The organism is Bradyrhizobium betae (assembly GCF_004123905.1).
In the GTDB taxonomy this organism is placed as follows: Bacteria; Pseudomonadota; Alphaproteobacteria; order Rhizobiales; family Xanthobacteraceae; genus Bradyrhizobium; species Bradyrhizobium betae_A.
In genome coordinates, this window is sequence record NZ_MZXW01000038.1 from 108,190 (window position 1) to 134,429 (window position 26,240).

Annotated in this window: 19 protein-coding genes and 4 pseudogenes; 11 read left to right on the top strand and 12 right to left on the bottom strand. The window is 59.4% G+C overall.

The annotated features are described in order from the left end of the window. Positions 1 to 195 precede the first annotated feature (195 nt). Positions 196 to 1,263, top strand: a complete 1,068-nt coding sequence (locus tag B5V03_RS29060) for a hypothetical protein (protein WP_129273831.1) — start codon at positions 196 to 198, stop codon at positions 1,261 to 1,263. A gap of 575 nt (positions 1,264 to 1,838) precedes the next feature. Here B5V03_RS29060 and B5V03_RS29065 read toward each other — a convergent pair. Next, positions 1,839 to 2,390 carry a cytochrome b gene (locus B5V03_RS29065; RefSeq protein WP_129273832.1) on the bottom strand — a complete coding sequence of 184 codons (552 nt, stop codon included), beginning with the start codon at positions 2,388 to 2,390 and terminating at the stop codon, positions 1,839 to 1,841. Positions 2,391 to 2,631: 241 nt separating this feature from the next. Between B5V03_RS29065 and B5V03_RS29070 the strand changes: the two genes are divergently transcribed. Beyond that, positions 2,632 to 3,201 carry an NADPH-dependent FMN reductase gene (locus B5V03_RS29070; protein WP_129273833.1) on the top strand — a complete coding sequence of 190 codons (570 nt, stop codon included), beginning with the start codon at positions 2,632 to 2,634 and terminating at the stop codon, positions 3,199 to 3,201. A 222-nt stretch (positions 3,202 to 3,423) separates the two neighbouring features. Continuing rightward, entirely contained in the window at positions 3,424 to 4,782 is a 1,359-nt protein-coding gene (locus tag B5V03_RS29075) for a cytochrome-c peroxidase (protein ID WP_164988360.1), read from the top strand. Between the two features lie 147 nt (positions 4,783 to 4,929). On the opposite strand, the pseudogene B5V03_RS29080 reads toward B5V03_RS29075, so the two are convergent. Beyond that, positions 4,930 to 5,406 (bottom strand): annotated as a pseudogene (locus tag B5V03_RS29080) (transposase); the annotation flags it as partial. 62 nt (positions 5,407 to 5,468) lie between these two features. On the opposite strand from B5V03_RS29080, the gene B5V03_RS29085 reads away from it, so the two are divergent. From B5V03_RS29085 to B5V03_RS29100, 4 genes and pseudogenes are all read left to right on the top strand, one after another. Continuing rightward, entirely contained in the window at positions 5,469 to 5,759 is a 291-nt protein-coding gene (locus B5V03_RS29085; protein WP_206736199.1) for a LexA family protein, read from the top strand. Between the two features lie 102 nt (positions 5,760 to 5,861). Next, a complete protein-coding gene (locus B5V03_RS42790; RefSeq protein WP_283811549.1) occupies positions 5,862 to 5,984 on the top strand; it encodes a hypothetical protein in 123 nt (40 codons plus the stop codon). 1,295 nt (positions 5,985 to 7,279) lie between these two features. Beyond that, entirely contained in the window at positions 7,280 to 8,359 is a 1,080-nt protein-coding gene (locus tag B5V03_RS29095; RefSeq protein ID WP_129273836.1) for a bile acid:sodium symporter family protein, read from the top strand. Positions 8,360 to 8,671: 312 nt separating this feature from the next. After that, a pseudogene (locus B5V03_RS29100) lies at positions 8,672 to 9,095 on the top strand (hypothetical protein). A gap of 570 nt (positions 9,096 to 9,665) precedes the next feature. Here B5V03_RS29100 and B5V03_RS41745 read toward each other — a convergent pair. Both B5V03_RS41745 and bamA read right to left on the bottom strand, forming a co-directional pair. Continuing rightward, entirely contained in the window at positions 9,666 to 9,836 is a 171-nt protein-coding gene (locus B5V03_RS41745; protein WP_164988361.1) for a hypothetical protein, read from the bottom strand. Positions 9,837 to 10,878: 1,042 nt separating this feature from the next. Then, positions 10,879 to 13,365, bottom strand: coding sequence for an outer membrane protein assembly factor BamA (gene bamA / locus B5V03_RS29110; RefSeq protein WP_129273837.1), 2,487 nt, complete (start codon positions 13,363 to 13,365; stop codon positions 10,879 to 10,881). Positions 13,366 to 13,661: 296 nt separating this feature from the next. Here bamA and B5V03_RS29115 point away from each other — a divergent pair, with 296 nt between their 5' ends. Further along, positions 13,662 to 14,036: a hypothetical protein gene (locus tag B5V03_RS29115; RefSeq protein WP_129273838.1), complete on the top strand. Its 375-nt coding sequence runs from the start codon at positions 13,662 to 13,664 to the stop codon at positions 14,034 to 14,036. A gap of 50 nt (positions 14,037 to 14,086) precedes the next feature. Here the strand turns inward: B5V03_RS29115 and B5V03_RS29120 are convergent, their stop codons facing one another. The 4 genes from B5V03_RS29120 to B5V03_RS29135 all read right to left on the bottom strand — a co-directional run bounded on the left by B5V03_RS29120 (position 14,087) and on the right by B5V03_RS29135 (position 21,223). Continuing rightward, positions 14,087 to 15,415 carry an ATP-binding protein gene (locus B5V03_RS29120; protein WP_129273839.1) on the bottom strand — a complete coding sequence of 443 codons (1,329 nt, stop codon included), beginning with the start codon at positions 15,413 to 15,415 and terminating at the stop codon, positions 14,087 to 14,089. Further along, positions 15,412 to 16,164, bottom strand: coding sequence for a response regulator (locus B5V03_RS29125; protein WP_129273840.1), 753 nt, complete (start codon positions 16,162 to 16,164; stop codon positions 15,412 to 15,414). The genes B5V03_RS29120 and B5V03_RS29125 overlap by 4 nt, the downstream gene beginning before the upstream one ends. A 1,017-nt stretch (positions 16,165 to 17,181) precedes the next feature. Then, positions 17,182 to 17,643: an EF-hand domain-containing protein gene (locus B5V03_RS29130; RefSeq protein ID WP_129273841.1), complete on the bottom strand. Its 462-nt coding sequence runs from the start codon at positions 17,641 to 17,643 to the stop codon at positions 17,182 to 17,184. A gap of 889 nt (positions 17,644 to 18,532) precedes the next feature. Further along, complete coding sequence (locus tag B5V03_RS29135; protein WP_129273842.1) at positions 18,533 to 21,223, bottom strand: bifunctional diguanylate cyclase/phosphodiesterase; 2,691 nt, start codon at positions 21,221 to 21,223, stop codon at positions 18,533 to 18,535. Between the two features lie 338 nt (positions 21,224 to 21,561). Here B5V03_RS29135 and B5V03_RS29140 point away from each other — a divergent pair. Further along, positions 21,562 to 21,966, top strand: a pseudogene (locus tag B5V03_RS29140) (transposase); the annotation flags it as partial. 372 nt (positions 21,967 to 22,338) lie between these two features. Next, positions 22,339 to 22,506: pseudogene (locus B5V03_RS29145) on the top strand (IS110 family transposase); the annotation flags it as partial. Here B5V03_RS29145 and B5V03_RS29150 read toward each other — a convergent pair. Both B5V03_RS29150 and B5V03_RS29155 read right to left on the bottom strand, forming a co-directional pair. Next, entirely contained in the window at positions 22,506 to 22,715 is a 210-nt protein-coding gene (locus B5V03_RS29150) for a hypothetical protein (RefSeq protein ID WP_129273843.1), read from the bottom strand. The pseudogene B5V03_RS29145 and the gene B5V03_RS29150 sit on opposite strands and share 1 nt — an antisense overlap. Next, positions 22,712 to 22,936 (bottom strand): hypothetical protein, encoded by a 225-nt coding sequence (locus tag B5V03_RS29155; protein ID WP_129273844.1) that lies wholly within the window; start codon positions 22,934 to 22,936, stop codon positions 22,712 to 22,714. Before B5V03_RS29155 ends, B5V03_RS29150 begins: the two co-directional genes overlap by 4 nt. Between B5V03_RS29155 and B5V03_RS41750 the strand changes: the two genes are divergently transcribed. Continuing rightward, on the top strand, positions 22,935 to 23,315 hold the full coding sequence (locus B5V03_RS41750) for a hypothetical protein (protein WP_164988362.1): 381 nt from the start codon (positions 22,935 to 22,937) through the stop codon (positions 23,313 to 23,315). The genes B5V03_RS29155 and B5V03_RS41750 overlap by 2 nt on opposite strands. Positions 23,316 to 23,756: 441 nt before the next feature. Here B5V03_RS41750 and B5V03_RS29170 read toward each other — a convergent pair whose 3' ends face one another. Both B5V03_RS29170 and B5V03_RS29175 read right to left on the bottom strand, forming a co-directional pair. After that, positions 23,757 to 25,214, bottom strand: a complete 1,458-nt coding sequence (locus B5V03_RS29170) for a catalase (protein ID WP_129273854.1) — start codon at positions 25,212 to 25,214, stop codon at positions 23,757 to 23,759. Positions 25,215 to 25,314: 100 nt separating this feature from the next. After that, a complete protein-coding gene (locus tag B5V03_RS29175) occupies positions 25,315 to 25,974 on the bottom strand; it encodes an HD domain-containing protein (RefSeq protein WP_129273846.1) in 660 nt (219 codons plus the stop codon). Positions 25,975 to 26,240: the final 266 nt, after the last annotated feature.

Sequence of the window (26,240 nt, forward strand, 5' to 3'; positions counted from 1 at the left end):
CGGAAACGATCCAGGAACGCCGAAAGAGCGGCGCCGCAGTTGCAATGCCCCCATTCTCCCCGTCCGACCAATTATGGATGCAATCTTCTTAATTTGTATGCCATAATTGAGTTCATCTTGGCCGAGCGGGCCCGGGTGAGGCTCCTTTAGTGCCTTGCCTGAGCTGGCACTCCGAGCCAAGTCAGGGAGGACGTTATGGCAACCTATAAAATCCTGATCATGGGCGCGTCTTACGGATCGCTGCTGGCTTCGAAAATGTTGTTTGGCGGCCACTCGATCCATCTTGTTTGCCTTCCGGCGGAGGCGGACCTGATCAATGCCGAGGGGTTTCGCGTCCGGCTGCCGGTGCGAGGTCGCAAGGACCCGGTCGAACTCAACTCGCGCAATCTGCCTGGCAAGGTCACGGCCGGCGGCGCGGCTGGCGTAAACCCTGGGGAGTACGACCTGATCGGGCTCGCCATGCAGGAGCCGCAGTACCGCTCGCCCGGCGTGCGGGAATTGCTCCATTTGGTTGCGACTTCCAAAGTGCCCTGCATGTCGATCATGAACATGCCCCCGTTGCCTTACGTGAAGCGGATGACCGGTCTCGATTACGATGCCCTGAAGCCGGCCTATACGGATGCGAGTGTGTGGGACGCTTTCGAACCAGGCTTGTTGACCCTGTGCAGCCCCGACCCGCAGGCAATCCGGCCGCCGAATGAAGAAGTTAATGTGCTGCAGGTCACGCTCCCGACCAACTTCAAGGTCGCCAGGTTCGACGACGACAGATACACCTCGATCCTGCGCCAGATCGAAACGGAGATCGAGGCAGTGCGTTTCGACGCGCCGGAGGGCAAAATCGAACTGCCCGTGAAGCTCAAGGTGCACGATTCAATTTTCGTGCCGCTTGCGAAATGGTCGATGCTCTTGGCGGGGAACTATCGCTGCGTTACCACTGACGGCGTGCGCACTGCGAAGGAAGCCGTGCATACCGACATCGAAGAGTGCCGCTCGGTCTACAATTTCGTGTTCGACCTCTGCGTCAAACTCGGCGCCAACCCAAACGAATTGGTGCCGTTCGAGAAGTACGCCGCCGCCGCCCAAAGCCTGTCGCGTCCGGCCTCGGCCGCGCGCGCTTTGTTCAACGGCGCTCCCAATATCGAACGTGCCGACAAGCTGGTGCAGCTGATCGCCAGACAAAAGGGCCTTAGCCATCCGGTAATCGACGCCAACGTGGCGCTGGTCGACGAATTGCTCGAAAAAAATCGCAAGAAGGCGGCCTGAGGCGGATGGCGAGGCGCTGGCTGTCTTGCGGTCGTACGTCATGCAGAACAACAAGACTCACCGCGTTGCTCCGACGCGATAAGATAGTTGAGCCTATACCGAACTGCACACGCTTGTTGGCCTTCGCCGTTCATGCCGACGATGGATCGGAAGGCGAGATCACTTTCGGCTGTTTGCGATCGGGCTTTGCGGTCAGCTTCCCGTCAGAGCCGCTATCGCAGCTGTCCCCGTATTCCTGAAGAAAGTGCCTGACCGCAAAACTCAGTGCGCTTTTCCGCGGGAAACAACCTGAGCTCATGCCCCCTCGGGCGAGTTCGAAGATTTTCGTCGCAGCCCCAGTGAGAATAGCTGATCCATTCATCGTGATCGACCGCGAACGGAGAGCGTGATGCGTTTACCGACGACTTCATGGTTGCCTCCTTTGTTATGCGAGCATTTCTCGAATAAAGAGCCGACCCAGCTGACCACTAAAACTTTGTTTAGCGAGGGGGAAAGGTTCAAGCTCGTTCAGTAACTGCGTCGCATGAAGAGGGCCAATGTCCCTGTTGGGCTCACAAGTCGCAGTTAGCCGAGGTTTAGCGTGAAATAGGAAGCATACGACGCAGCGTATTATCTCGAAGAACCCAATGATGTAGGATCGCAGCACCCGCATGCAGTGCTGCCAAAATCAGAATGCCGTCTGCGAGCCATCCGTGGGCGTCCTTCAAGGATCGGGCAAGGCTTCGATCGGCCGATAAAGGGGAAGCAATTTCGAACAATCCAAAGATCGGCAGTGGGTGCCCGCGCATAAATTGCGTCAGAATTCCGAGAATGGGCACCGCGAAAAGCAAGGCATAGAGCGCGCAATGAACGATTGTCGATACCCGCTCCCCCCGTACTCCGAGATGCGTCCGCTCAGGAATGGGTTGTTGGTCGATTAGCCGCCACGCCAGACGCGAAAGCGAGATCGTGAGCGCGGTTAGACCCACGCACATGTGAACTATGAGGCCAACTTCACTAGGCGTACCTCGCGGCAACAAATCGCCGTAGGTTCCCAGAAGCCAGGAGGCAAGCACGAGCAAGGCCGTCAACCAATGTGCTGCAAGCGCCAATGCCCCATACCGGCTGCTATTATTGCGCCATTGCATTTCAATCCAATTCCAGCTGCACCCGCCCCTCGGAAGCTATTTGGCACTTTCGAAACCTCAAGAGCTGAGCGCCACAAAATCCGTTAAGATTGCGCAATCGCAAATTGGGCAATTCGTCGGAATTCGCGCGACGGCCAACGCGGAGCTCATAAGTCGAACATTAAACTCAAATTTACTTGAGCTGACCGGCGTTGGATGATGTTTGTCGTGGCACAAAATTCCAGCCGTCTGGAACTGCGCGATGACCCAACTCCGACTTCTCGGCCTCTCCGGCAGCCTGCGCCGGGCTTCCAACGGCACCGCGGTGCTTCGCGGTCTTCAGGACGCGCTTGCGCCCACGGCTCGGCTCGACATTTTCTCCCTGCACGGGCTGCCGCTCTACAACGAGGATGAAGATGGCGAGCACGCGCCGGAATCGGTGCGCGCCCTGCGTTCGGCCATCGAGACAACGGATGGCGTGGTCATGGTCTCGCCCGAGTACAATCACGGCATGTCCGGCGTCCTGAAGAACGCGCTCGACTGGGCCTCCCGGCCTTATGGACGTTCGGTGCTGAGGGGCAAGCCGGTACTGACGATGACGGCCTCGCCCGCCTTCACTGGTGGCGTGCGTGCACAGCAGCAGATGAACGAGACACTCGCATCGATCCCGGTACGCCCTGTGCTTCGGCCCCAGATCGTGATCGGGAGCGTGCATGAGAAGGTCCGCGACGGGCGCCTTGTCGACGAAGCCACGCTGCGCTTTGCGCTGGCGGGCGTCGATGACCTCCTTGAGGAGATCCGGGCTGCGCGCTTTGTTCGAGCAGCAGCCTGAGTGTGACGGCCGTTACGCAGCTGCCCCGTGGCGATGTGCGTGTCGCCTATTGGCACGTAGTGTTGCAAACTCCTAAAATGCCGGCGCACAGGCCATTCGGCGCCGGCTTGAGGAATATCCGAAATGGAGATACGCTGCACAATTTTGTCGATCGCGGCAGCGACTCTAGCAGTCACTATGGGCGCGGGCGCGGAGGAGAGAAACTCAAGTCTTTCGCCTCAGGTGTTGCAGGAAATTGCGAAGGTCGAGGCCGAGATTGACCGCATCGAAGCGGAAACAATCGAGCGGCTTGCGGCGCCGCCGGACAATGAGATCCAGCAGATCGAGTTGCTCGGCAAGCTGATGCTGTATGACAAGGATTTGTCGGTAAACCGCAACGAGGCTTGCGCCTTTTGCCACATGCCCGAGACCGGCTTTACGGGTCCGGTGTCGGAGTTGAACCGAACCACGGGCGCTTACCCGGGGTCGGTGCGCACGCGTTTCAGCGACCGCAAGCCACAATCGCACGCCTACGCGCCGCTGTCGCCCGTGCTGCATTACAATCCCGGGCAGGGCGACCTCGTCGGCGGCAATTTCTGGGACATGCGCGCGACGGGACGCCGGCTCGGCAATCCGGCCGCCGAGCAGGCGCAAGGTCCGCCGACCAATCCCGTGGAGATGGGGCTGCCCGACATCGCCTGCGCGGTCTATCGCGTCTCCCAGCGGCCCTATCGCGCCCTGTTCGAGAGCGTGTGGGGACCGCAGAGTTTTGCGGTCGCTTGGCCGGGCGACGTCGAGCAGCTCTGCAACAGGCCCGGACCGCCGGCCGCCGCCGACCCGTTGCCGGTCCATCTGAGCCCAATCGATCGCGGCCGCGTCGGCGCGACCTTCGATCAGCTGGCGCAGTCGATTGCCGGCTATGAAGCCTCGGCCGAAGTGACGTCGTTCACTTCGAAATTCGACGCGGTGCTCGCCAAGAAGACGCAATTTACGCCGCAGGAGCAGCAGGGCTACGATCTGTTCCGCGGCAAGGCGCGATGTAATGAATGTCACCGCGACGGCGGACCTGGCGAGGATCCGCTTTTTACCGATTTCACCGCCAGCAATATCGGCACTCCCGCCAACCCGAGGCTTCCATACTATGGCCAAGATCGGCCCGACGCGTGGGGCTATGTCGCCAATCCGCTGGGATCGTCCTTCGTCGATGGGGGCGTCGGTACTTTTCTCAGCAACGGACATCTGCTCAGCCAGCCCTCGGCGGTCGATGCGCGATGGCTCAAGCTGGGATCCGACAACCAGGCGCGAATGCGGGTGCCGACGCTGCGCAACGTGGACAAGCGGCCTGATCCGGCCTTCGTGAAGGCCTACGGGCATAATGGATATTTTACCAGCCTGAAGCAGATCGTGCATTTCTACAACACGCGCGATGTGCTGCCGCGCTGCCAGTCCCATGATCCGGGCGAAGGCACGACCTGCTGGCCAGCGCCGGAGTCGACCGCCAATATGAACACGAGCAAAGTTGGTCGTCTGGCTCTGTCGGACGCAGAGGAGGACGCGCTCGTTCTCTTCATGCAGACGCTGACGGATGGGTTTATGCACTAATTGCGTCTTGATGGGCCAGCCGTTGCTTGCCTTCTTTGTCTCCGCGAAGCGACACATAAGCGCCGCGATAGGAATCTTGCGCGGCCAAAACTCAAGGGAAATGGGGCCCGCGATCTCCTCGCTCCGGTTTACGGCCGGTTCACCGACGGCTTTGGTCTTGTTCACATCGGCCTTGATTAGGCTCGCATCGACTGAGAACGCTTCGCCTCCGACCAGCCCCGCCGAAATACACAGCGCCACTACACGTTCAAAAACCCGGCGTAAGGCATCGCTCTCACGGAAGCGTTCGCGCCGCGCCCGGCAAAACACCGAGTGATCAGGGATATGATCCTCGATGCCGAGCTTGCAAAACCATCTATAAGCCAGATTGACCTGCACCTCGGCGCAGAGCCGACGCTCGGAACGAAGTGCAAATACGTAGCCCAAGACCAGCATCCGGATCATGAGCACCGGATCAATCGAAGGCCGGCCAGTGTGGGAGTAGAATGGAGCGAGCTCGTTGTGCACCCAACTCAGGTCCAGAAAACCGTCGATTTGCCGTACCAGGTGATCAACCGGCACCACCTTGTCGAGATCAAAGGAGTAAAAGAACTGGCCCTGATCGCTCTCCTGCCGACCTAACATCCGCTGCTCCCGCAAATGCCGGCGTTCGACTGGGACCCCCTGGCGGCATCCAAACCGATTGGATGCCGATCACCCCGAAAACGGGGTCTTTATTCCATGCCGAAACACATCCTTCGGCAAAACCCTTCACGCCCACGCAGGGGCAATATTTGACCTTTGTCCACCTCTACACGCGGCTTCATCGCACGCCTCCGGCTGAAACCGACATGCAGCAATATTTCCGCGTCAGCCCGCCTTCGGTTCATCAGATGGTGCTGACGCTGGAACGAGCCGGCCATATCAGGAGGCAGCCAAGAACTCCTCGCAGCATCGAGGTCCTCGTTGATCCGAAACTCCTGCCGGAGCTAATCTGATCGCCGGACGCAACCTGTCATAATGACTGTGCAGAGCCACTAGTCGACGAACGCGGTCAGATCGGTGGGCGCCTGGTCGCGACTGAGCACGGAGCAGCCGCAATGTTCATGTATGACGACGACCACGGCAGCCGGGTCGTCGTGCTGATGCGGCCGATGAGCAGCGCCGACCAGAATGCACCAAAGACAGTACAGTCAAACGGCGGCGCCACCGGGTTTGCCTAGGCGACGACTGCATCGGCTATAGTCTTGTGGGCCCGGCGCCGCCGAACTCGCTGAAGGCAATTACGAATCAGGCCCGCAGGCGCTCTGAATTGGCGGCCTCATGCGTGGCGGACCGCGCCCCATGCGATTACCCTCATTGAACGAGAATTCAGGACGTCGAGCCGTGTAGAACGCGCGTTGTCCCCTATCTCTCACGAGAGAGGACCTATCATGACGACCACCAACTTCAAGACTGCCGCCTTCGTAACAGTGGGGCTCGCGGTCGCGCCCCTTGCCGCGGACGGGAAGAGCTACACGTATTTGAGACAAGATGTCTCGACAATGCAATCTGCGGCCTATGGGACGCCCGGACTGTCGACACCGCCCTCCGGGACCTATGGGACGCCTGGAACGTCTGTTGGAACGCTCACCGCACCCACGGTGGGGTCGTACACTTGGCCTTCCGTGGGCGTGACAAACGCAGTTCCTACTTGGCGCAGTACCAACCCCGCTGTTCGGCGATAGCGAGAACTGCCGGCACGTCCCGAGCTCGTTGCGAGGGCAGGCGCGACCGTTGATGCCCGCAGGGTCGGCATTGAGCGATGGTCTGGCCGAGAGGCGGCGGCTCGCCTGCCGTGTGGTAGTATCACAGTCGTGAGCTGAACCCTGCCGCGAGTTCAGTCGCGCGCCAGCGAATGAATGCGTATTCAATCGAAATCCGAGTGCGGACTCATCCTTCCACTCTACCGGCAGCGTTGCGCGTGGTTCCCATACCACGTTGTACGGTCCGCGAATGATCACCAGCGCTCGCCAAGAAGCGGTCGTCGCTTATAACGCCGTGCTGAAGGAAGCTCAGGAGTTTTGGTAATGTGCTCTTTTCATCAATTCAGTGCCCTTGCGGCAACGCGCGGCGAAGGTCTTCACCCGAAATTGCGCGCACTGCTCGAGCGGGCGGCCGCATCGCCGTTTTCGGAGGTCTCGCTGCGCCATGATGGTCTGGTTCAGGCCGGGCCCGATCCAGACATGGAAATCGTACCCTCGCGCGCCAAGGTAGTGCCGCTCTCGCGACAGCTGGCCAACCGGTAAACGCGCCTAAATGGAGTTTTAGTGGTGACGGGTTGGCCGCTCCCTACTTCTAGATCGTTCCTACAATTGAGGAGACGATCATGATCCCCACCACACCGGCATCTGCGTTCGCGACAAACCATGACAAATGGATCAGTTGTTCTCACTGGGGCATGTTTCCGCCGCCCCGAAAAGCGCGCTGACTTCGGATCGCGCTAGTTCAAAGCCGGTCCGTCGCACAAATCATCAGCATGTCTCGACCCAAGTTCCTGCCTGAGAATTTCACCTTTGCGCTGATCGCGGCCGTCGTCGCGGCAAGCGAGCTGCCATGCCGCGGCACGGCTGCGCTGGTGATGGATCACCTCACTAACCTCGCCATTGCCTTGCTGTTCTTCCTGCATGGGGCGAAGCTGTCGCGCGAAGCGGTGCTCGCTGCGGCAGGTCACTGGCGGCTGCATGCCCTGGTGCTGCTGACGACATTCGTGCTGTTTCCGCTGTTCGGCCTGGCCTTCAGGCCGATCCTGTCTCCGCTTGTGACGCCGGCGCTTTACGCCGGCATCCTGTTCCTCTGCAGCCTCCCCTCCACGGTGCAGTCCTCGATCGCGTTCACCGCCATCGCGAAAGGTAACGTTCCCGCCGCGATTTGCAGTGCCTCGGCCTCAAGCATCATCGGCATCTTCGTGACGCCGCTCGTGGCAGGTGTCGTACTCTCAAATCACGGCGGAGCTGCCTCGGGCTGGGACGCTATCGCACAGATCACCTTGCAGTTGTTCGTGCCGTTTGTCTGCGGACAACTGCTCCAGCGTTTCATCGGCGGATGGATCGGACGTCATGACGGCATTGTCGGCGCGGTCGACCAGGGATCAATCTTGCTCATTGTCTATTCCGCCTTCAGCGCGGCCGTTAGTGAGGGCTTGTGGCATCAGGTTCCGCCAGCTGCGCTCGCGGGGCTGGTCGTCGCCGATGGCATCCTTCTTGGCGCCGCCCTGATCACGACCGGACTTCTCGGCAGATGGCTGAGCTTCGATCGTGCCGATCGAGTGGCCATTATCTTCTGCGGCTCGAAGAAGAGCCTCTCCCAGGGCGTTACCATGGCCAAAGTTATTTTTGCTTCCCACGGGGCGGGTGCAGTGATCCTCCCGCTGATGGTCTTCCATCAGATTCAATTGATGGTCTGCGCGGCGCTCGCCCAGCGATGGGCCCATCGTGCTGAGTTCGCTGCACCCGCCTCGGCCGGCACCGGGCCCGCTGCGATACCAAGGCCGCGCGGGGGCGCGATTGCGAAGGCGCGCTGGCGCGCGTGCGACCAAGCCAATCCGAGTGAGCGGTAAGTTTTGCGTCATGATGTTCGGAAATCGTTTGCCACCGGCTCGAATCCGCTTGAGCTGTGCCCCTGCGTCCGGTACAGACTGTCGGTACACACAACCCACCGCGGTTGTCCGGAAACGCTGATTTTACTTCAGTTTTCGAGCTCCTTGGGAGCAAGGCAGAGAATCCCTCCCTCTCCGCCATAATAAACAGTTTCGAGAAAGCCCCGTAGAACCAGGTCTTACTGCACGCCAGAGATTTCTGGTGTAGCCCCGGGGTGCCAATCGGCTTACAAATTTTGCAGGCCGAATAACAATGATTGATCCGGAGGCGTCGTGAACTTCCAGGTGACGGTCCTCAAGATCCTCGTGAGCTATCCGGATGGCTTCGCCGTCATGGAAGATCTCAAGCGGGATATGGCGATTCTGGCGACCAGTGGCCGCGATTGAGCGGACCGGACCAGGCGTCTTGCGGCCCGGCTCTCCGATCTCGACATCTTTTCCCACGGGCTCGTCGAGCGCATCAGCGGCGGAGGGCAGATCACGGCGAACGGACGAGCGGCGCTCGAGTTCATGGAAGCTCGCGCCGCCGCGGCTGAACCGATCCAGACATCTTTGCTCGATAAAGGCTACGGCTGTGATAGTCGCCGCGACGCAGGTTGCTCCGCTGCGACAGCCCGTTGACCGAGCCAAGCGACGGCGGGAACGCCGCGAACGGCGGCGCGAGGCGCGTGAACGAGCGAGGGCGAATGCCCCCTGAAGTCTCCTGCAGAGGCGGCAAGGCGCGAAAAGAGGAGGTCGGGACCGAACCCGAGCGCCATCGTCAGCCGCGACCGCTCCGGCGGCGCTGACCACGCCTAGGCTACGCATTTAAATGGAAGGGCTGTTCCCGCAGACGAGAGCACTCGCCGTTCCACTGTTGGAAGCGGTCGATGAGGATCCGCAACGATAGTGAGCTTGCTAGACGCACTGGTCCCGGCGAACAAGGTTGATCACGCTGATGGTACAGACTGCAATCCTCTAGCCACCTGTCTCTCGGCAGCCCGCCCGCTTTCGGCTTACCGGCTACGAGCGCCCGATGCAGTGGTGGCTAGAACAAACCGCCTGCGCGTAAGATGGTCATTTTCGACGAGCCCATCAATGCCAATCAACCACAATCAACTTATCGGGCACTGCAGCGGCGGAAAGCCCTTGCTCTCCCAGCGGGACAGAAAGCCATCAGGCTCGCTCATGGTAATTCCTTCTTGATCGCAGCCAGTCGGGTCAGCTCGGGACCCGTGGAGCGATTTCTTGATCTCGGCGGCCCAAACTGCGCTGCCCGCGGCGGGCCTCACTGGGCTTGTTGAAGGCTCGATAGGAGATCGAGCGCGTTGATGATGATGGCGGGCTGTTCGTGCGGAATGGCGGGATGGGGAGCACGATCAGCATCATCCTTGAACCCGAGATCATCAGCCGAGAGGGTTGAGGGTGGGACGGGGCTGCGGTGATAGAGCGCATCCACGCTGTTGAGGTCACACCGCACGAGGCGGTACCGCCTTCCTTGCCCATCGCTGCGAACTCGGAAACGCCAGCGCTCCATACTGCCGACATCACGCGCGATGGCGTCAGCAAGAGGTTCACTGGCCCTTGCGCCACCACCAAGCCCATCAAAATAGTTTTTGGCTAACGAGCCCCTTTTCTGAGATGCCGGTGGTGGTTTTCGGATCGAAGGGGCATCGGATAAGGCATCGCTTTAGCTGCGCCCTGCAGGTTGCCTGGGGGCAAGCGTCGGTGTTCCGGCAAGCACAACCGTCGATGCTCAGCAGCACTTACGGACTTAAGAACGTTTCAGCGTTGGTTGGTCATGGTCATCGGACTCTCCACGGTTGGTTACCCCCGCATGGTAGAAGCCGCCCGTGCAGTTTCATGGCACGACGGCTCGGGTCTCCGCAAGCGCGGAGAACCGGGTGCTGGCGAAAGAACGGACAGCGGTAGCGGCGCAAGGGATTGGGTGGTGGCGGCACCCATTCAAGCAGATCCAGATCGGTTCGCGGCAAGAGCTGCAACCAGGACAGATGACCTCAGCGTGCTCTCGCGCCGAGGTCATCTTGCGGCCGGATGCTCAATCTGTCAGATGCCCGATCGCAATCAACATCGATCTACGACAGTCCATCAACCGACACCTGACGGGGTGCCAGCCATCCTTGGTGTGCACGCGCCGCTGGACCACGTAGCAACTGCCGTCGTCGCCCGTTGCACATTGCAAGCGCGTCGAAACCGCCCCATTCTTCGGCCTCCATCAGCCAGTACTCGATTTCATTCCTGCCAGCGGCAGCGCGCTCGCGGCACATGATCTCGAGATCGTAAAACTTGGCTTTCGATACATCGGCAGCTCCGGTAGGATGTGACGCCGACTTCCGCCATTCCACGGATATAGATGAGTGCTTGCGCCTTTCGTTTTATTCTGCGTGACGCAGGCAATCACCGTTATTGTCATTCTGCAAAAATAAACTCACTCGCACCGCGCCATGACCGCTTGAAGAAATGTGTTTCGAACTTGAACGTCAAAAGGACGTCCCGCCACCGAACCTGAATTGTTGCACGATGTCGTATTTCCCTTTGCTGAGCGGGACCGCGTAGTCGAAGCGAAGCGGCCCAAAGGGAGACTGCCAAATCAAGCCCACACCTACCGAGGTCCGGATGATGTTGCTGTCGTCATATTGCATGGCGCAGGTTGGACAGGTCGGTGAATTCACTTCCCCGGTTGCGGTCCAGGACGTCGGACCCTGATAGTCCCAGAGTGACCCGGCATCGGCGTAAACGGCGCCCTTGAGGCCGACCTCCTTCGGCAGAAACCAGAACGGCATCTGGAGTTCCGCCGATACGCCCCAGTATTTGGTGCCCCCCAACGAGTCGCCAGAGCCGGTATACGGGTAAAAGGTAAGATCGCGCGGGCCGATTCCGTTTGGCGCAAAGCCACGAATAAGATTTGGCCCCATCTGGAATTGGTCGAGCATTCTAAGCTGACTGCCCATGCTGTTGAGCATGCCGCCCTGCGCATGGATCAGGCCAACGATATCGGCAACCAGCGGCGTGTAGTATTTCGCATCTATGGCGGATTTCAAGTAGCTCACGTCGCCTCCGACACCTGCAAAATCCTGTTTGAAGTCGATCAGCAGCCCGTCGGTCGGATTTTTGTTGTTGTCGAGGGTGTTGTAGTTCAGCGAATAGCCCAGCGACGACGTCCATGTCGCGCCGTTTGCCAATGCCTGGCGGACTGGCAATGACGACTCACCGTCGGACAAACAGCCCGGAAGCAGGCCGGCCTGGGCATTACCGGTCGGGTCGACGCCACCCAGAACCGTACTGATGTAAGTTGGCGTCGGGAAAAATGCCGGCCCCGCGAGGTTATTGCAGTTGTTTAGTATGGAGGGCAGCGTGATGGATTGCTGAAAAAGCGAATATCGAAATTGCAGGGAAAGATCTTCGCGCAGGGCAAAGCCAAGTCGCGGACTGAAGCCCAGCGTGGTGGTGCTATACGAGACGTAATCGTTCGCAAGCTGCGCCCGATAGGATACGTCAAGGCCAAGCGCGACCCGGTAGTCCAGCAAATAGGGTTCGACAAATGACAGCGAGGCACCGCGCGCATACTGGCCATAGGTGACCGCCGCCTTGGCGAACAGGCCGCGGCCAAGCAAATTGCGCTCGGAGACCGAGACCTCGGCAAGCGCACCGTCGGTCGTGGAGTAGCCGCCCGAGATCGAGAAGTCGCCGGTCGATTTCTCTTCCATGTCGACGATCAGGATGACGCGGTCGCTGGAGGAGCCGGGCTCCGTCGTGATCTTCACGCTCTTGAAATAGTCGAGGTTCTTCAGGCGCCGCTCGGCACGGTCGACCAGCGCGCGGTTGTAGGCGTCCCCCTCAGAGACGTCGAACTCGCGACGGATCACGTAGTCGCGCGTGCGGGTGTTGCCGCGAAGGTTAATGCGCTCGATATAGGTGCGCGGACCCTCGTCGATGTTGAACACGACCGACACGGTGTGCGCCTCGAAATTGCGGTCACCGCCGGGACGGACCACGGCGAAGGCGTAACCGCGACGCGAGGCCTCGATCTGCATCTCCTCGACCGACTTCTCGACCGATTCGACGTTGTAGAGCGAGCCGACATTGACGCGCGAATAGTTGCGCATCGAGGCGGGATCGAAGTCGGGAATGCTGGAGCGGAAGTCGATCGAGCCGACCCGGTATTGCGAGCCCTCCTCGATCTTGAAGGTAACGTTGAAACCCTTCTTCTCCGGATCGTATTCGGTGAGCGCGGCGACGACCTGGACGTCGGCGAAACCGTTCTTGAGATAGAAGCGGCGGATCAGGTCGCGGTCGGCCTCGACCCGATCGGGATCGTAGATGTCGCTGCTGGCGAGGAAGCTCAGCAGGTTGGATTCGTGCGTCTTGATGACGTCGCGCAGGCGGTACGACGAGTACGCGTTGTTGCCGACGAACTCGATCGACTTGACGCCGGTCTTGGCGCCCTCCTCGACCGTGAAGATGAGGTCGACGCGGTTGTTGGGCTGCTCGATGATCTCAGGCGTGACGCGAACGTCGTAGCGGCCGGAGCGGCGATAGATTTCGGCGATTCGCAGTGTGTCGGACTGCACCATGGCGCGGGAGAAGGTGCCGCGCGCCTTGGACTGGACTTCACCGCTGAGCTGCTCGTCCTTGATCTTCTTGTTGCCCTCGAAGGCAATGCGGCCGATTACCGGGTTTTCCACCACGGAGACGACGATCTGGCCACCGGCACCGCGGTTGATCCTGACGTCCTGGAACAGGCCGGTCTCGATCAACGCCTTGAGGCCGTCGTCGATGGCGCCCTGATCCAGGCGACCTCCGGAGTCCGGTCTGAAATACGATCGGACAGTCTCGGCTTCGACCCGCCGGTTGCCTTCGACCTCGATCGAAGGCACGGACTCGGCGACGGCTGGCGACGATACCGGCATGGCGAACATGATCAGAGCGGCCAACAAGCCTGCCCGCACCCGCATTCCAACATACATGCGTCACCCACCCTCGTCCTTGCGAGTGCTGGGTAGGATGCCGATATGGCCAAAAGAACGCCGAAACATTTCCGATCGTTCTAAAATGTTGCTCGATGATGATCAAACAGCCCTCGCTAGTTTGCTGGCGGTGCTTTCCAATCCGTTCAGTCGAGTTGCGTTGATGTTGCCGGCCCGCACATTCGAGCAATGCCTTGCAATACTCACGTCCTTTACTTCTGATCGGTTGATCAACCATGCTCATGGCAGACACCGCTCGTAGCGGGATGTCAGTACGCTCCGGTCGGGAAAGTGCGATGAAACTGAAATCCAAAGCCGCGACAAAGCTCACCACCTTGCTCACGGCGGTTGCCTTGATCTGTGTCGATTCAGCCCAGGTCCCTGCGATGCAGAAGCTGGGGCACCATGACCGCGGCAGTATCCATTATTGCGGTTCTGCTGCCCCCAACGTATCCTATCAATCGGGGCCACATACCCGAATCTACATAACCAACCGCACATGGCTGGATGCTGGCACTGAGGTCCTTCCGGGAGATCGCAAATTCACCGACTACGCCTTTCCGCCGGCATATTCTTTCGGGCGCGAGAACAGGAATCGGACGCTCGACCGACAGCCCCTCGATCCGCCGTCGGACACGGGCGGGTATCCCCGGGTGATCCCGCTGTATTGAGCCCACTCATCTTTTGAAGGCCTCGCGCAAGCAAATAGCACTTTGCGTGCTCAGGCAGCCGCTGCCCGAATCTGTTGATGTATCGGCAGTTTAATGCGAACACCCAGTCCATGAGGCTGCCGGTCATTGAGCGACAGCTCGCCGTCGTGCGCCAGCACGATGGCACGCGCGATCGAAAGTCCGAGACCGAAGCCTGCAGCCTCATCCATGTTCCGGGCTTCGTCGCCGCGCACGAACGGTTCGAGCATGGCGTCCTTGCGCGCATCGGAAATGCCGGGACCATCGTCCTCAATGTCGATCGTCACGCTATCTGGCGACATCGTGAGGCGAATCGTGGTCTCGGCGCCGAACCTGACCGCGTTTTCGACAAGATTCGTAATGCTGCGATGCAGATCGTCCGGCCGCAGCGTGGCCATCGCGTCTTGCGGCCCGTCGTAAGCCACTTTGTGTCCCATATCGGCGAACTGATAGGCGACAAGCTGCAGCGTGCTGGCGATGTCGACCAGCGTCATGGATTCGGGTCTACGGTCGTTGCGCAGGAAGGAAAGCACCGACTCCAGCATCGATCGCATTTGATCGAGATCGCCCAGCATGCTGCTGCGATGCCCATCGTCTTCGATAAATTCGGAGCGGAGGCGCATTCGGGTGATCGGAGTCCTCAGGTCGTGGCTGATGGCGGCCAGCATCTTGGTGCGGTCGTCAATCAGGGTGGTAATTCGTTCCCGCATGCGGTTGAGCGCCTTTGCAACCAAACGAATTTCTTCGGGGCCGCGTTCGGGCAGCGGCGCAGGGGCGCCGTTCAGGCTGAAGCTTTCGGCCGCCCTGGCGAACGACGACAGCGGCGCCGTCAACGCGCGAGCCGTCCACAGCCCAAGCAAAGTGACGCTAATGGCGGCGAACAGCAATGTCAGGACCCAGGGTCCAATCCAAAACGGACGCGGCCGTTCGTCTGCGGTGAGCTTTGCCGAAATCGTTGCGCCGTCCGGCAAAACGATACCGACCTTCTGGATGCCTTTCCCAGTCGGGAGCGAAAAGATCCGATAGTTGCTGCCAAGACGGCGATGCAGACTTCGCAGGCTGAGACCATCAGGCTCGTCCGCCACAGGACCTGGACCTGGCAGCAGACCTGCGATGTCCAGTTGCGGAAATGCGCGCGCGATGTCGGCGAACAGCCGTGGCCGTCCGGTCGCAGGCGCTGCGCCGAGAAGCTGGGCCACCGCGGCAAGCTGACTGTTTCCGCGTTCGATCGGTGCCTGATCCGGGCGATAGACAAGAAAGGTTGCGGCAAGGATCAGATGGATGGCCATTATCGAAGCGACCACCAGCGCGGCGATCTGTCCGCCGATATTCTTCGGATTGAGAAAACCGGGTAGCTTCATGACCCGTGGTTCTCCGGGGGCATGACCGTATCCACCGTCGGTGTGAACATATAGCCGCAGGAGCGTACCGTCTTGATCACAGTGGCCTCCTGTGGATCGGGCTCGATTTTGCGCCGGATACGGCTGATCAGCACATCGATGCTGCGCTCGAATGAGCCGTGGTTGCGGCCCTGGGTGAGATCGAGCAGGCTGTCGCGCGACAACACGCGGCCGGGCCGCTCGCAGAAGGTGCGCAGCAGATCGAATTCGGCGCTGGTCATCGCGACCCGCGCACCGGCCGGATTGCGCAGCTCCCGCAGTCTGAAATTGATCCGCCACCCCAGAAAAGTGACGGCGGTCGCGTTATTGGTATTGGTGGCGCTGGACGTCTGGACGACCGCCAGGCGCCGAAGCACCGCGTTGATCCGGGCCAGCAATTCGCGCGGATTGAACGGCTTAGCAAGGTAGTCGTCAGCGCCCATTTCCAACCCGAGAATCCGATCGACGTCCTCGCCGCGCGCGGTGAGCATGATGATCGGCATTTGCGACTCCGCGCGAACCTTGCGGCAAAGGCTGAGGCCGTCCTCACCCGGCAGCATCACGTCGAGGATGAGAAGGTCGACACGGTAATCGGCCATCACCCGCACCATTTCGCGCCCGTCATTTGCCGTCCTTACGTTGCAGGCATTCGTACGTAGATATTTCGTAATCAGCGTCCGCGTCTCGCGGTCATCTTCGACGACTAGAATGTTAGGCGATGCCGCGGCCATACGGATTCTTTGCCTCCCAACTCGGAGAACCGGCGACTGATTCCGGTTTCGAAATAGTTCTGAGCAGTCCTCGCAAGATGAGGCAACATGCCGGCAAGGCAATAAGAAGGCGACTCCTGCACCGTCAACTCCCCATCAGATCACGGCATCATCACCGTCATTTGAGGACCACGGTAAGTCTCCTCCGAGAATACGCGCGTGTGATCAAACCCTCTTTCCACTTGTTTCCGCAACGTTTCACTGTGTTGCTACGACAAAAACGTGCGAGGATGCCCGGCGGCTAAAACCAATCACGCACACGTCAAGCCGAGTTGTACGCCTTGAATATCGGTTCGGTACACGTAAGCAACGACCTCGAGGCAAAAATCGCGTTTTGTCCGTACCGGACATCCGACGCCGCGCTCGACAGCGTCGGCAAAGACTCCCGATCATTCGATCAACGCTGCATCCCGGAACTAAATTCTCATTTCGTGTGAGTGCCACACTTGTCCCGTGCGGCAATCCTTCATTGATGCGACAGCTCGTTTGGCAGAAGCGTTCAAATGCAGCGCTGCGACAACGGCTGAGCCATCACCGCCGCTCGCGATGATAACGCGAAAGAAGCATCGTCAAGGCGGCCTCTCATGCGCGCGCATCCTCGTCTCAAAAAATGAGGCGATCGCGTTATCAGGCAACGCAGATGATGTTCGGTCACGACTACGCCAAGGAAGAACCCACCGGTACGCAGCGGTCTTGGCTACCCAACTCGCTCCGATCAGCCGCGGCGCGCACATACTTCGCCCCTCGTTTGAAGGTCGTGCCCGTCGTTGGGCCTAGCCTATCGCTCGAAGCTTCGGCGCGCGTGGCGCCTCGGCAACTGTGATACGAAAGAGCGAAGCGGGATTGGCCATCAAGCGCAACAAGCTGAGTGCCAGTTCAAAGAGCGCGACTTCAGCAACCTGAGACGACGGGTCAGCCACAAGGGCTGTTCTCCATCACCTTGTTTTTTTCTGAATATCGCATACAGGTGTTCCGCCGTTAGAATTTCTTGCTCCGGCCATTCGACGGCTTCTGATCAGTGCTGGCGGCTTTCATTTCATCCTGTGTGACGCGGCAGTCACCGTTCTTGTCGAACCGCAAAATAAACTCACTCGGCTTGTCAACAAACTCGCTACGGGTGATCTTGCCATCTTGGTTTTCATCAAAGTAGCCGAAATCAGCGTCGGTGAAGTTGGTCCCAGTCCGACGGATTATTGTGAACTCGGATGAATCGAGATGCCCGTCGCGGTTGCGGTCGGCCAGGGTAAATAACCGATGGAGATAGCTCTTCCACTCATCGCAGGTGTAGATGCCATCGTGGTTGGCGTCCCAGATGTCGGCTCCGCTTGTGGAGGAGAAGTCCTTTGTTGACCGGGCGCCACGGGCAGTGTCGCCCGTTGAAATGGATTGTGCCGAAGCAAACGTTGCAGTCGTCATAAACAATCCCACGGCGATGCTCATGCCGCGAACGGACCTTATGCCTACCAAATCTCTCTCCTGTTTGCTCTCACAGCAACTGCATAGCAGCCCGGACGCTTCGGCGGAACTAGCGACAGATTCGATAGGAGAAATATGCCGTTACAATTCCAGATAAATCACGTGAATTGAGCGCATCATCGGTGGCGAGATCGCAAGCAACCCGGATCTCCGCCGCAATCCGGTCGTCTTAGGTGATCCCGCGAGCGGGTGTCGTGGCGGCGGCGATCGGGAGGAAGTCGGCTATCGGCGACAACTTCTCCGCAGTCGCTGCTAGAATTGAAGGCGGTATAGCTCGGAGATCGATTCCACGAAGATCGACTATGCCACGGGGCAGTGATGGTTAGCAGCCCTTGCAAATACTATGCAATCTTGTTCAGCATCTGATCTGTGGTCGCTGAACGTCATTGGAAGCGCTTGAATCAGGCAAGATGGTCGTCAGGAATGCGCTCGGATCATTGATGCCGTAGCTATCCTAGGTCTGCTCGCCCCCATTTGCCCAGCAATTGACGAGATCGTCGTCTGAGCGATCCTTATTGGCCGCACAACGCAGGCTTTCATTATGATAGCCGCCAAGGAAGATAAAACGATCCATTATCGTGAACATGCTTCTCGACCATAAAAGTCCATACCCCTTCTGCGCCGGGCCTCTATCGGCGTGTGATCCCGACGCCAATCGGCGCCGTGAGCTTTCGACGCTGACTGAGCGGTCACTCGTTGCGCCGATCCACACATATCGTAGTTGGGAAGATCGCGTGCGGAATGCCGGGCGGTGCTCCCGGACAACACCTCTGCCCCATCGCACGAGTAGGACGAGTGGTGGCGCTTGCTCCACCTGCCGTGCCAAGGTGAAGCGGCATCGGGTTCCTGCCTATCAGCACGCCACCTGGCAACATGGTGAGCCGGCAATCAGCATCTTCTTGATGTCAGTTGCCGGCCTAGGCCGGCTCACAAGATAACCCTGCATCTCATCACATGAAAGCTCGCGCAGCAGGTCCCGCTGCTGTTCCGTCTCCACGCCCTCTGCCGTCGTCGACATCTGGTGTTCTGCTGCAAGCGCCACGACAGCCCTTACGATGCCGGCAGACCTGCTCCCTTCGGTCAGCTCTCTTACGAAGGAGCGATCGATTTTAATTTTGTCGAACGGGAACTTGCCCAAGTAGCTCAGAGAGGAATACCCGGTCCCGAAGTCGTCAAGCGCCAATCGGACTCCAAGGGCTCTCAATTGGTGAAGAATATCAAGGGCGAGCTGGTCGTCCTTGATCAAGACAGCTTCCGTGATTTCCACTTCGAGCCTACCTGGAGCCAAACCAGCCTGGTCAAGAGCCGAAGCCACTTTGAAGGGAAGCCCCCCCGTCTTGAATTGAGCGGGAGAAACGTTGACGGCCACCTTCATGTGTACAGGCCAGCTCGCCGCTTCGTTGCACGCAACTCGAAGGATGTGCTCTCCGAGAAGGTCGATCAGCCCACATTGCTCAGCCACGGGAATGAACTCAGCGGGAGAGACAAAGCCGCGCTGCCGATGATTCCAGCGGGCGAGCGCCTCGCAGCCGACGATCTCGCCAGTGCGCAGTCCAACGATCGGCTGAAAATAAACCTCGATTTCACCTGCGCCAAGCGCGATGCGCAGGTCCCCTTCGAGGACCCTGCGATCACGCGCTCGCTTTTCCATCCCTGGCTCGAAGAACCGGTAGCTCTTCTTGCCGGATGACTTCGCTTCGTACATGGCCAAATCGGCATTCTGTAGCAGGTCCTCGCACGTTTTCCCGTCTTTCGGAGCCAGGGCTACCCCAATACTTGCGTCCGCCGTGAGCGTGTATGGGCCACAGATATGTGGTCTGCGAAGCGCGCCGTAGATCGTTTCGATCAGCCTCGCGATGCTGTCATCGCCATCATCACGACGTGGCGCGAGTATTGCGAATTCATCTCCACCCAACCTCGACAGGAATGCTTCAGGCCCGACGCAATCTCGAAGCGCTGCGGCGATGCTTTTCAGCAGTTCGTCTCCGATATAGTGACCGAGCGAGTCGTTGACGGACTTGAACTCATCGAGGTCGAGGAAACACACAGCCAGGCTTACGCGGGGGCCGCTGTCGAGTTCCTGGCGGAGGCGGTCAAGGAAAAAGAAGCGATTCGGCAACTCGGTGACCATGTCGTACTTTGCGAGCCTGGCTATCCGCTCCTCGGATTCCCGTCGGTCCGTAACGTCTTCGATGGTTGAGACCCATCCACCACGCGGCACCGGCTGCGTTATGATCTGCATCCAGCGGCCATCAGCCGTCTGGGTAAGGGTCTGTGTGGGTTCGCCCGATTTCGCCGCACGAGTCAGTTCGGAGGGCGCATCCACGCCGCCAAGAAACGAGTTGGTCTCGTCGCGGTGCTGGATGATCTCTCGCAGCGAGCATCCGGGTCTCACTACGTGGGGTGATAGGCCGAACATATCTAGGTAACGGCTGTTGCAGATGATCAAGCGCTCCGAGCGGTCAAACAGCAGAAGACCCTGCTTCATGTTGTTGACCGCAAGGTCCAGTTGTTGACGCTGCCTCCTTAGATGAAGCGCGACGAAGGCGAGCATTATCAAACCAACCACACCAGCAGCACCTGCTCCCCAAAGAACCAAGCGTGCCTGGCTGAACCAATTTGCCAGGACGGTTGACACCTTGACCGTGGCCAAGACGGCAAGTGGATAATGGTCCAGATATCTGACTGATCCGATCCGATCCTCACCATCCGGCGGGCTGACGACGTTGATCGTGGCTTGTCGGCCGTTTTCTGCCGCTTGTGCGGCCATTGGTGAAGCGTCTTGACCAAGTGCGTGGCCTGCACCCGGAAAGCGAGCGAGCAAGGCGCCATTCTGGTGAAACAGAGAGAGAGCGGCGTTGGGAGGCGCGATGGACGAAAGGAAGCTCTCGACGGTCTCGGGAGACAAACTTCTGGTTACCAGTCCGAGAAATTGTCCGTCTTGCCCGGTGATCTTGCGAGCGATAACGATAGTCAGCCCTTCCGACAATCGACTCTTGACGAGTTCGACCAGAACGGGGCTGCTCGCAGGATCACTCTTGAAAGCTTGAAAGTACTTGCGGTCGGACAGATTCACTCGGGCGGCAGGCCATTGAGTGGAGGAAGCGAGTCGAGTGCCTTCGGTGTCGTAGACGTTGACCCCAGCAAAATCTGCGGAGTCGTTTACCTTGCTGCGAAGCAACCGGTGAAAGCTCTCGCCAGATGCGATCGACTGAAGCTGATCAGGGAAGCTGATTTCCCGGGCGATCTCAGCCGCAAGCGACCGTTCGACAGCTTCAAAGTCGTCTAACTGCTGATCGAAGTGGTGGGCAAGTAGACGCACCGTGTTCTGGAGGCCTTCGCGGCTTTTCTGCAGTTCCTGCTCCCGCAAGTTTTCGACCATCAGCGCAGTAGCTCCCGCTATGACCGCGAGTAGCGCCAGTCCAAAGAAACAAACCCAGAAAACGGGGCCCGCATGGCTTAAGGCGCCACGCCGCCTCTTGGGGTTGAAATACGCCAACGCTGCTGCCGCGGCATTTGGTTCGATATTCGTGCGCTCGGTCATATGCCCTCTCTGCTCCGAGCGTAACGCAGCCTCGTGGAAGGTTCAGTTACGAAACGTCATTGGCGAGAGGTTAATGGCGCCGCTACAAAGCGGTGCGGGCGCTTCTTTGCGGGGGCCGCATAGCGCAATCAAAGCGGCAAATTGGACCCCCTCTCGTCGTCGCCGTAGGACACCTAAGAAGCCTTAGCTTCACATAAGGCGCGGACTTCATAAGCGACGCCGCGCGCTATCGCACCGTGCGACAGGGTGTGATAGCGCGCTTGCGTTTCCACCTACCTGAGATCAGGCCAGCACCCGTCCTCCTCATGACGCCCGGTCCGGTGCATGCAGCCGTCGGCGAGGATGCAAGGCGTCTGATGAGCATTCCGGGTGTCGGTCCTCTCATCGCCGCTACCGTTCGGACATCCGTTGTGGATGCTCGCGATTTTGCGACTGCACGAGATTTTGCGGCTTGGACGGGGCTCACACCGAGGGCACAGTCGAGCGGCGGGAAAGAAAGGCTCGGCGCGATATCAAAGCGTGGAAATCGGCAACTACGGACGCTCCTGATCGTTGGTGCGACCTCTATCATCAAGCTTGCTAAAGGAGGCTTGAAAGTCCCACTCTGGATTCGGACCATGCTGCAAAGACGGCCGGTCAAGGTCGTATCGGTCGCGCTCGCCAATAAGATTGCGCGCACGATCTGGGCCTTGCTGGTCAGAGGCGGCATTTATCAGGCGCCGGCCGCAATGCTGATATCCTAATCTCAAGAGCTCTCCGGCGGAAGAAGAACGCTGCCGAGGAGGCAAGGTGCAAATCTGGATGAACCCCGAATGACGTCATTCCCGGTAGCAATCAGACCGCCTGACTCACTGCGCTTCGAGCGCGAGAAATTGATTGGGCGATTGCTTCCGCGGATATCATCGTGGCCAGCGGCCAGGCGCCGCGTTCACAGGCCGAACATATGACCGCACCGTCATCCCTTGTTCAACCAGAGAAAGATCTTGCAGCCCGGGCCGTTCCACATATGAGTCAGAGCCAAATTTGCAGACGATGACGCAATTGCGGTCGGCGCCCGCGGCTCGAAATGTCCGCTATCTTCAAGCCTTCCCGCAATCCCGCGAATCGGAGGGGCTATGAAGCAGTATGTTGGGTTGGATGTCTCGCAAAAAGAAACATCAGTGTGTGTGGTCGACGAAGTGGGTCAGGTCTTGTTCGAGGGAAAGGCCAAGTCCGACCCGGGGGCGCTGATGGCACTGCTTCGCAAGCGAGCGCCACAGGCGGAGCGCATCGGATTTGAGACCTAAGCTCCCCTGCCATCCTGTTTGCCGATCACGCAGCGCCAGCCCGCCAGGCGTTCTGCCGGATGCAGCTTCATCCAGCCGGCAAGCTGCGGCGCGCCCATGAGGCAGGACTGCATCGAGATGTCTGCGAAATCCGAGGTGGTGACGGTCTGCTCGTGGCAATTTGCCGGAGAGGAAAGATTGCAGAGCACGGCGATGATCTTGATCACGATTGGAGAGCCCCATTGCTGCGAGGGGCATTTGCCCGGATGATCTTGATGGCCTTGGCCACGGTGCGCGGATGCAGGCCGAGCGCGTGGATCACTTCCTTCTTCTTGCAGCCGAGATTGCACTCGAGGTAGCCGCGCACGCGCTCGACGTTGAATGCCTCTAGCTCCTTGGAGCCGGCGTGCAGGGTCAGCCATTCAATGGTACAGAATTCGGGAATCATGTTTGAAGCTGCCCACCAGGTCATGCACGCGATTCGCGTTCAGCGCCAGCTGACGATGGGGACAATGCTTTGGCTGCATCAACTTGCGAAGCTCGCTCAGCTCGCCGCTCGTAGTCATCGGCAAGCGCCTTTAGCTGACCCGCAATCGCTGAGTCGGTCATGGTTTGGGCTGCGCGGAGCAAAGTCCGTGCTGTCTCAAAATATGCCTTGGCTCGATGTGAGATCTGGACCATCACAAAGCCCTCGCGCGGTTCTCTGGCAGCTGGTTGAAGGTGATCTGGAGCCAACCCACCCAATTACGGTCACTTTCCCTGCGAGCTCTGAAGCGATCGACGCACTTGGGAACAAAGAGGCGTTCGCCACGAGTAGTGCCGAATGAGACCAAACTTGCCATCACAAACTGCGCATCGCGCGGCACTGGCAGATCTAAGACTTTCGAAGCAGTTGGGCATTGTACTCTCCTCTCCGTATTATCTCAGCTGTTCGTCGATCACCCTATTTTCAGCGTCGCACTTGATGAGCCTGTTCGCTTTTCCGACGCACCCAGCCTAAGACGATCACGATCAGCAGCTCAATTGAACGCAGATATTCGTCCGGCATCTAGATGGGTGACGGAACGATACGAAGGTTTAGGGCGCCTCCTCTCAAAGCCGACCACTTCCGCCAATGGGTCAGTCGCGTCGACCTGCCCTAAGTGACTTCCGGGCTACTCCTCGGCTGCCGACATGTCGCCGCGCTGCCCCAACCCGCGCGAGGGGGCTCATCGCGTAAGGCCGGAGAAGCCTGAACGATTCCGAGATTGCGGCGTCCTAGCGTTGTCTCAATCGACCAGCTCAGGCTGTTTGAGCCCGAGTGCCCTTGCTACTCCGGTCCCGTAGGCTGGATCGGCGCGCGTGCAGTTGTCGACGTGCCGCTGCTTGATGTGCACGCTTGCATCGCCCATCGCCCGCGCCGTATTTTCAAATAACAACATCTGCTGCTGCTGGGTCATCTTCCGGAACAAATTTCCAGGCTGCTCCCAATGGTCGTCGTCGACGCGGTGGTCCCAGCGCGCAGCGTCGCCCTCCATCGGCATTGGCGGCTCGGCGAAATTGGGCTGGTTATCCCACATGCCCGCGCTGTTGGGATGGAAGGTAGGGGTCCCTCCCAGATTGCCGTCGGCGCGCATCTTGCCGTCGCGATGGTAGCTTTGGAACGGGCATTTCGGCGCGTTGACCGGGATGTGGTTGAAGTTGACGCCGAGCCGATAACGCTGGGTGTCGCCATAGGAGAACAGGCGGCCCTGAAGCATCTTGTCGGGAGAAAAGCCGATGCCGGGAACGATGTTGGCGGGCGAGAAGGCGGCCTGCTCCACTTCCGCGAAATAGTTGTCCGGATAGCGGTTGAGCTCCATCGCCCCAACCTCGATCATTGGATACTCCGCTTTCGGCCAGACCTTGGTCAGGTCGAACGGGCTATGCCGATGCGTCTTCGCCTGTGCTTCTGACATCACCTGAATGAAAAGCGTCCAGCGCGGGAAATCGCCGGCCTCGATCGCGTTGAGCAGGTCCCGGCCGTGGCTTTCCCGATCGCCGGCCACGATGGCCGCAGCCTCAGCGTCGGTGAGGTTTACGATTCCCTGCTGGGTGCGGAAGTGGAATTTGACCCAGACGCGCTCATTGGCGGCATTGATCATCGAGAACGTATGGCTGCCGAAAAGGTGCATGTTGCGAAAACTTTTCGGGATGCCGCGGTCGGACATGACAACGGTGACCTGATGTAGCGCCTCGGGGAGCAGCGTCCAGAAATCCCAATTGTTGTCCGCGCTGCGCAGCCCGGTGCGTGGATCGCGCTTGATCGCATGGTTGAGGTCCGGGAATCGCAGCGGGTCGCGGAAGAAAAAGACCGGTGTGTTGTTGCCGACGATGTCCCAATTGCCCTCCTCGGTGTAGAACTTGAGGGCGGTGCCGCGGATGTCGCGTTCGGCATCGGCCGCGCCGCGCTCGCCGGCGACCGTGGAGAAGCGTGCGAACATGGGCGTCTGCTTGCCCACATTTGAGAAAATCTTGGCTTTGGTGTAGCGGGTGATGTCGTGTGTCACCGTGAACGTACCGTAAGCTCCCCAGCCTTTGGCGTGCATGCGCCGCTCGGGGATCACCTCGCGGTCGAAGTGGGCGAGCTTCTCGATCAGCCAGATATCCTGCAGCAAGGCTGGGCCGCGCGGTCCAGCGGTCATGATGTTGGTGTTATCGGCGACCGGCGCGCCGGTGGCGTTGGTAAATGGTTCTGTTTTGGACATGTTGGATTCCTGAGTGTTGAGCACGTGGTGGGCTAATGAAGGCGCGGGATTTCGCGCGCCGTTGGCCGCTCCAAATTGCCGATGAGAGGACGGGCGACGCCTACCCACGCCAGGCGGAATTGCGGATCACGCTGCAGAAATTGCCGCGGGTGAAATGCGGATCCTTGTCCGCGAGCACGTCAGCCTTCACGTTGCCGAACGTCGTATCCGGCTTTTGCTTGATGCCGTCGTAAAAAGCCTGGATGATGTCTTCCTTGAAGTGCGCACTGCGTGGATGCGCATGTACAACCACCTCGCGCTCAGTGGCGCTGTACTCGCCATACCCTAATCCGAGCACGTCCATCTCGACGCCGGCCGTGACCAGGGCGACGACCGGATGCATGTGCTGCGGGATGCCCGGCGTCGTGTGCAGGGCGATTGCGGTCCAGACCGTATCGACATCGTGTTGGGCGATCCCGCGGCTTTGCAGGAAGTCGCGGGCGACGTTCGCGCCATCGACCTCGAAACGTTCTTCCTTGCTGCTGTGCTGGTGCGTCAAGCCCATGTCGTGGAACATCGCGCCCGCATAAAGCAATTCCGGGTCGAACTTCAATCCGCGGCGTTTGCCTGCCAGAGCGCCCCAGCAGTAGACGCGACTCGAATGGTGAAACAGCAGCGGCGACTCGGCATCACGGACCAGCTCGGTTATCGCGCGAGCAAGCTCGCTGTCCGGCACCCTGATTCCCGCCAGATTGGCGCTCCTTTGAAGGTCGCTATTCATAACATGCCTCCTGTTGATTGATCGGAGAAGATTGCCAATCTCTTGAACGGATGAAGCGCGTGGGCCTGTCGGACCGGGCGCGACACTAAGAGGTTTGAGGCAGCTCGCTCAATCGTACGCGGGTAAGTGCCCGATAACGAAAAGGGATCGGGCGAATAATACGGAGGTTTAGGGTGCTGGCACGTTGCGGCTGATGTGGCTTCGCACTAACGATCGCGGAACTCGATGATTATCGCGGGCTTTGCGGTCCACGGGTTGTGGGCGAA